The 5,490-nt window shown below is 47.9% G+C and carries 5 protein-coding genes; all 5 read right to left on the bottom strand.

Annotated elements, in window-relative coordinates; translation table 11 throughout:
- On the bottom strand, positions 1-1,523 hold a 1,523-nt coding region (gene cysI / locus WAM07_RS09680; protein WP_422166399.1), incomplete at its 3' end, for an assimilatory sulfite reductase (NADPH) hemoprotein subunit.
- 24 nt (positions 1,524-1,547) lie between these two features.
- The gene (locus tag WAM07_RS09675; RefSeq protein ID WP_422166398.1) at positions 1,548-3,371 is read right to left on the bottom strand and encodes an assimilatory sulfite reductase (NADPH) flavoprotein subunit; all 1,824 of its coding nucleotides are present in this window, start codon (positions 3,369-3,371) and stop codon (positions 1,548-1,550) included.
- Between the two features lie 26 nt (positions 3,372-3,397).
- Entirely contained in the window at positions 3,398-4,204 is an 807-nt protein-coding gene (locus tag WAM07_RS09670; RefSeq protein ID WP_422166396.1) for a uroporphyrinogen-III synthase, read from the bottom strand.
- Positions 4,197-4,829 (bottom strand): NAD(P)-binding protein, encoded by a 633-nt coding sequence (locus WAM07_RS09665; protein WP_422166395.1) that lies wholly within the window; start codon positions 4,827-4,829, stop codon positions 4,197-4,199. Before WAM07_RS09665 ends, WAM07_RS09670 begins: the two co-directional genes overlap by 8 nt.
- Before the next feature lie 17 nt (positions 4,830-4,846).
- The coding region (locus WAM07_RS09660) for a sirohydrochlorin chelatase (protein WP_422166394.1) at positions 4,847-5,490 on the bottom strand (644 nt) is incomplete at its 5' end.

The raw sequence follows: 5,490 nt of genomic DNA, 5'->3' as shown, positions 1-5,490 counted from the left end.
CCTAAATACATATTATATTTGCCGGGTCCTTTTCCAATAAAACCGATCTCACTAAGCGCCGGGCGTGAACAGCCGTTAGGGCAGCCGCTCATTCGTATGACGATTTCTTCGTCCTGAAGACCTGCCTCATCAATCACATCATCCATTTTATCAATTAAGGATGGCAGGTAGCGTTCTGATTCTGCCATCGCTAGGCCACACGTTGGAAAAGCGACACACGCCATGGAATTCCTGCGCAGGGCTGAGTTGTAGCGGCCGTCGGTCAGGCCGTACTGCTCCACTAACTCATCAATTTCCTGCTTTTTATCTTCTTCCACGCGGGCAATGATCACGTTCTGGTTTGGTGTCAGGCGGAATTCGCCCTCATGAACTTTTGCGATTTCACGAAGGCCTGTCATAACCCGGGTGTCCTCGGAGTCCTTGATCCGTCCGTTTTGGATAAACAGGGTCAGATGCCACAGACCGTCGCCTTCAACCCAGCCATAGCGGTCGCCGTTATGGTCGAACGTATAAGAACGCTCTTCTTCAAGCTCCCACCCGAGGCGGTTATGAAGTTCCTGACGCACCCAGTCAAGTCCATGGCGATCCACCGTATATTTGAACCGTGCATTTTTTCGTTCCGACCGATTTCCATAGTCACGTTGTATCGTTAAAATTTTCTCAGCCACATCGACGATTTTTTCAGGCTCGCAGAAACCAATGACGCGGGAAACCTGCGGATACGTATTCGTGTCGCCGTGTGTCATGCCCATACCGCCGCCGACAGCCACATTAAAGCCTTTCAGCTCATTGTTTTCCACGATGGCGATAAAACCAAGATCCTGGGAATAGACATCAATGTCGTTGGAAGGCGGTACGGCGATTCCGATCTTGAATTTACGAGGCAGATAAAGCGAGCCGTAAATCGGTTCGACCTCGTACTCGTCCTTACTGTCTTCCACTTTTTCGCCATCCAGCCAAATTTCATGATACGCCTGCGTGCGTGGCAGCAAGTGCTCACTTACTTTTTTTGACCATTCAAATATTTCACCATGAATATCCGATTGATACGGATTCGCATTACACATTACGTTCCGGTTTACATCACCGCAGGCAGCAATCGTATCCATTAGAGAATCATTGATCATTTGAATCTGCTTTTTCATATTCCATTTCAACACGCCGTGCGTTTGAAACGTCTGCCGGGTCGTCAGCTTCAGCGTATGATTGCCATACGTATTGGCAATATCATCCATCACCAGCCACTGATCCGGGGTCGCCACTCCGCCCGGTAAGCGGACACGCGTCATAAATTGATAAGCAGGCTCAAGCTTCTGCTGCTTACGCTCCTGCCTTAGATCCCGGTCGTCCTGCATATAACTGCCGTGGAACTTCATAAGTTTTGTATCTGAATCTGGCACACTACCCGTGATCGGATTTTGCAGACTCTCCACAAGCGAGCCCCGCAAATACCGGCTTTCTTTCTTAATCCCTTCCATTTCACTAGGAGGACCATGCTGCTGGCTGTCTCTTTCTTTACTCATTTAATCGCTCCTTTCACTTCCCTATTAATAAACATCGCGCTGGTAGCGTTTTTCTTTTCTTAAGTTATCGATATAAGATTGCGCATCTTCACGGGACATATTTCCTTCTTTTTCAGCAATCGTGATTAAAGCTTCATGAACATCCTTTGCCATATACTTTTCATCACCGCAGACATACACATACGTCCCGTCCTGGAGCCATTGATAGACTTCAGCGCTTTTCTCAAGCAGGCGGTGCTGCACATAAACTTTCTCTTCGTTATCACGTGAAAAAGCGACATCCATGTTCGTTAGTACGCCTTCATTTAACCAGCGCTGCCACTCCACCTGGTATAGAAAATCGCTGACGAAATGCTGTTCACCAAAGAACAGCCAATTCTTGCCGGGTGCTTCCGTTTCTTCCCGTTCTTCAAGGAATGAACGGTACGGGGCAACCCCTGTGCCGGCTCCAATCATGAGCACCGGCGCCTCAGGATTATCCGGGAGTTTGAAATTCGGATTTTTCTGGACAAAAACAGACAGCTGGTCACCATGAGTCGCGCGTTCAGCACACTGAATGGAGCAGACACCTAACCGGTTCCGACCGTGGGCCTCATATCGCAGAGCACCAATGGTCAGATGAACCTCCTCTGGATTGGCGGCCTGACTGCTCGCAATGGAGTACAGACGGACAGGAATTTTCCGGAGAATTCCGATGAAGTCCTGCACGGTCCCTTTCCATGGACCAAAATCCTGAACAAAATCAAGCAGGTCCCGTCCGTAAATATAGGCTTTCCACTGCTCAGAATCCTTAAGCAGCTCCTTCAGCTGTTCGTTATCCGTCAGTGTCTGCGCTTTTTCAAGCAAAGGCTTCGTTAAACAAGTCGTTTCGTACGTAGAAAGGAGCGCTTCTCTTAAGGAACGGATTTCCCCGTCCTTATTAATCGGCACGGATTCCTCTGGATTCCAATCCATTTCTTTAATCAACTGATCGACGAGCGATTCATCATTTTCGGGAAAAATCGCCAGGCTGTCTCCGGGTTCATAGGATAGATTCGACCCTTCCAAATCCAGCTCCAGATGGCGGGTTTCTTTATTGGACCCGCGTCCATTTAAATTAATGTTTTCAAGAATCTCCGCCTGAAAAGGATGCGCGCGGGAATAAACCGGCGTATCATCCGCCTGAACCGCCTGGGTATTGCCAGATGGTGTCTGGCTGCCACCTGCAGACTTCTGCTCATTTAATAGGGCGAGTACGCCATCAAACCATTCACCGGCCGGTTCCTCAAAGTCTAGATCACAGTCGACTCTAGGATAGATCCGCTCTGCTCCGAGCTCCTCAAGCTTCTGATCAATATCTTTGCCTGTCTGACAGAAGAATTCATACGAACTGTCCCCTAAGGAAAGGACAGAGAAACGCACACCGTCCAGTTTCGGAGCACGTTTGCTGAATAGAAAATCGTAGAAAGAAAGTGCATTATCCGGCGGATCCCCATCTCCATGTGTACTCGTAAGCACCAGCAGGTCTTCCACTTTCTTTAAGGCTTTCGGTTTAAAATCATCCATAGATGAAACCGTGACTTGATAATCCTGCTCTTTCAATTTAGCTGCATATTCATCAGCTAACGCCTGACAATTGCCAGTATGAGATCCAAATAAAATCGTAATTTCTCTAGTCGCTTCCACTGTTGTTTCCTGGATCTGCCCGCCAGTTTCCGGGACTTGGACGGCCGTATCAGCTTCTGTTGCTGCACTGGATAAATAACCGCTCAGCCATATCTTCTGCTTTTCATTCAACGTCGGCAGTAAACGGTTTAACAGATCGGCTTGATCCTGATTAAATGGGCTGTTCATAACCTCTAATGGCAAAAAATCCACCTCCTGTAAAAAATCGATTAATAACTTTGGGTCAGCTGTTTAAAGTATTGATTCAGTTTAACTACCATGGCACCCATTTTTTGATTTTCCGGCTGGAGAACTTCACTAATTCCCTGATCTTCCAGCTCTTTCGCTGTTACTTTTCCAACCGCAACCGCCAGTACCTGGTCATTAAACTTGCGAATTAAGGTTTCCTGATCTTCGGTATCCTCGAATAAATTTTTCACTTGCGTTTTACTTGTAAATACAACCGCTTCAACGGATTGGTCAAAAATCTCCATTTTTAATTCCTGAAGATTGGCTGTTTTCGGTTGTTCAAAGGAGTAAGGCTGAGAGAGATAAACCTCATGCCCCATTTCTTCCAGGGTCGATTTCCACTTCGCATCGTCAAGGTTATACGCTTGAAGAAATACGCTTCCCCGCTCCGGCGCCGAGCTCAGTTCCTTCATCAGCTCAGCCATCGTACCATCAGCAGCCAGTAGTTCCGGCTTAAGTTGATGTTCTTTCATCCAGTCCGTCGTTTTCTTACCTCGTATGGCCAGACGGCTGGTTCTTAATTTTTCTATAAAATCCTCATGCACCTCGTTCTTAAGAGCCGAGTTGGCAAGCGTTCTGGCTCCGATTCCTGTCGTTAAGATCACCCAATCGAATGAGCCGGCGATCAAATCGCGGACGTTACCAGCACTTGTCGCTTCATCCAGGTTCATTTTTCCCTGAATGGAATACACCACTGGTTCTCCACCGAAATTCCGGATCAGCGTTCCGATTTCTTCCGCTCTTCGATCAGCGGCTACAGCCACCCGCTTTCCTTGCAGTTCACTCATCGTCATCCCCTCCTTCCGCTTTCTGCTTAAGCCATTCCAGCATTAAGTGCTGCTTCGCTTCATCCTTATAATCCTCTTCTACGAGCTCTTTAAGGGTTTCCTGTTTCTCATCGCTCGAAAGACGGGATCGTTTAATGTACAGGCGGCATGTATATAAGAAATCAACGTAATCCTCATAAGTATGATCGTACTTCTGCTCGAGTTCCTCTTTCATTCGGGCGGAAAGCTTCGGGCTGGCTCCTCCTGTCGAAACCGCGATCGACAGTCTGCCGCGTTTAATATGACCCGGAAACTGAAGGTTGCCTCGTTCCGCCTGTCCTGTGACATTGACGAGAGGAACCCTTGTGGAAGACTGCCATACCTGTTCGTTCACGAGTTCGTTATTAGTTGCAATCACCACTATGTAAGCGTCTTTTATATCCTTAGGCTGGAAGGTTTTCTTCTTCCAGACTACTACGGTGTTCTCGGCCATGGCATGCAGTTCAGAAGTTAAGTGAGGGCTCACAATCGTGACCTGCGCCCCGCTTTCAATTAATGTGTGGGCTCGTTTGCAAGCCACCTTTCCCCCTCCAATAATAACGGCCCTGCGATTTTCCAGCTGGACCATGAGCGGTGCGAATGCCATACCCCTAACTCCTTTCTTTAAGACAGGACAGGAAACGATTCCTTGTTCTGTAACGCTTCATTCACCCGGTCTGCGAGCGCCTCCACTATCCCAGGGTGATCCTGCAAATAATGTGTCATTTCAATCGAATGACCTTCAGCCTTAAGCTCATCGATTCTCTCCTGCATGGAGCGGATCAATAGTCCCGTAAACCATAAATAGGGAACGACAATCGTTCCTTCCCCTGCGCGGCTTAGAGAAGTCTCCAAGCCTTCTTCAAAGGTGGGCCCGCATGCAGCTAAATAGCAGACATCCACGCTTGAAGCATTGGTTTTACTTTTCAGCTTGTGGGCAATGGATTCAATATCTCGCTTAGTTTCCGGCTTCCGGCTGCCCCTGCCTACTAAAAGCAGGTTTAATGAGAATTGTTCTGTGTCAGTTACAGCTTCAATTCGGTCCACCAGCACATCAACCAGCCGCTCCTGAACGCCCAGTGGTTTTCCATACGTAAAGGTCACGGATGGAAAACGCTCCTGTATATGTCTGATTTCCTCCGGAAGGTCCTTATAGTAATGACCCGCTGATAGAAGAAGCACAGGAATAACAGCAATCTCAGTAGCCCCTTTTTGCACCAGTTCCTCTACTCCATCTTCAACATTAGGTGAGGCAATCTCCAGGTAGC

Source organism: Halobacillus sp., assembly GCF_049282395.1.
Lineage (GTDB): Bacteria > Bacillota > Bacilli > Bacillales > Halobacillaceae > Halobacillus.
The sequence above is the reverse complement of the archived record's forward strand: the minus strand, read 5'-3'. Positions and strand labels throughout refer to the sequence as shown.

Bases quoted from the DNA above. Each gene is read 5' to 3' on its own strand.
- WAM07_RS09670 (WP_422166396.1), bottom strand. From the start codon at position 4,204: ATGAGTGAACTGCAAGGAAAGCGGGTGGCTGTAGCCGCTGATCGAAGA.
- WAM07_RS09665 (WP_422166395.1), bottom strand. From the start codon at position 4,829: ATGGCATTCGCACCGCTCATGGTCCAGCTGGAAAATCGCAGGGCCGTT.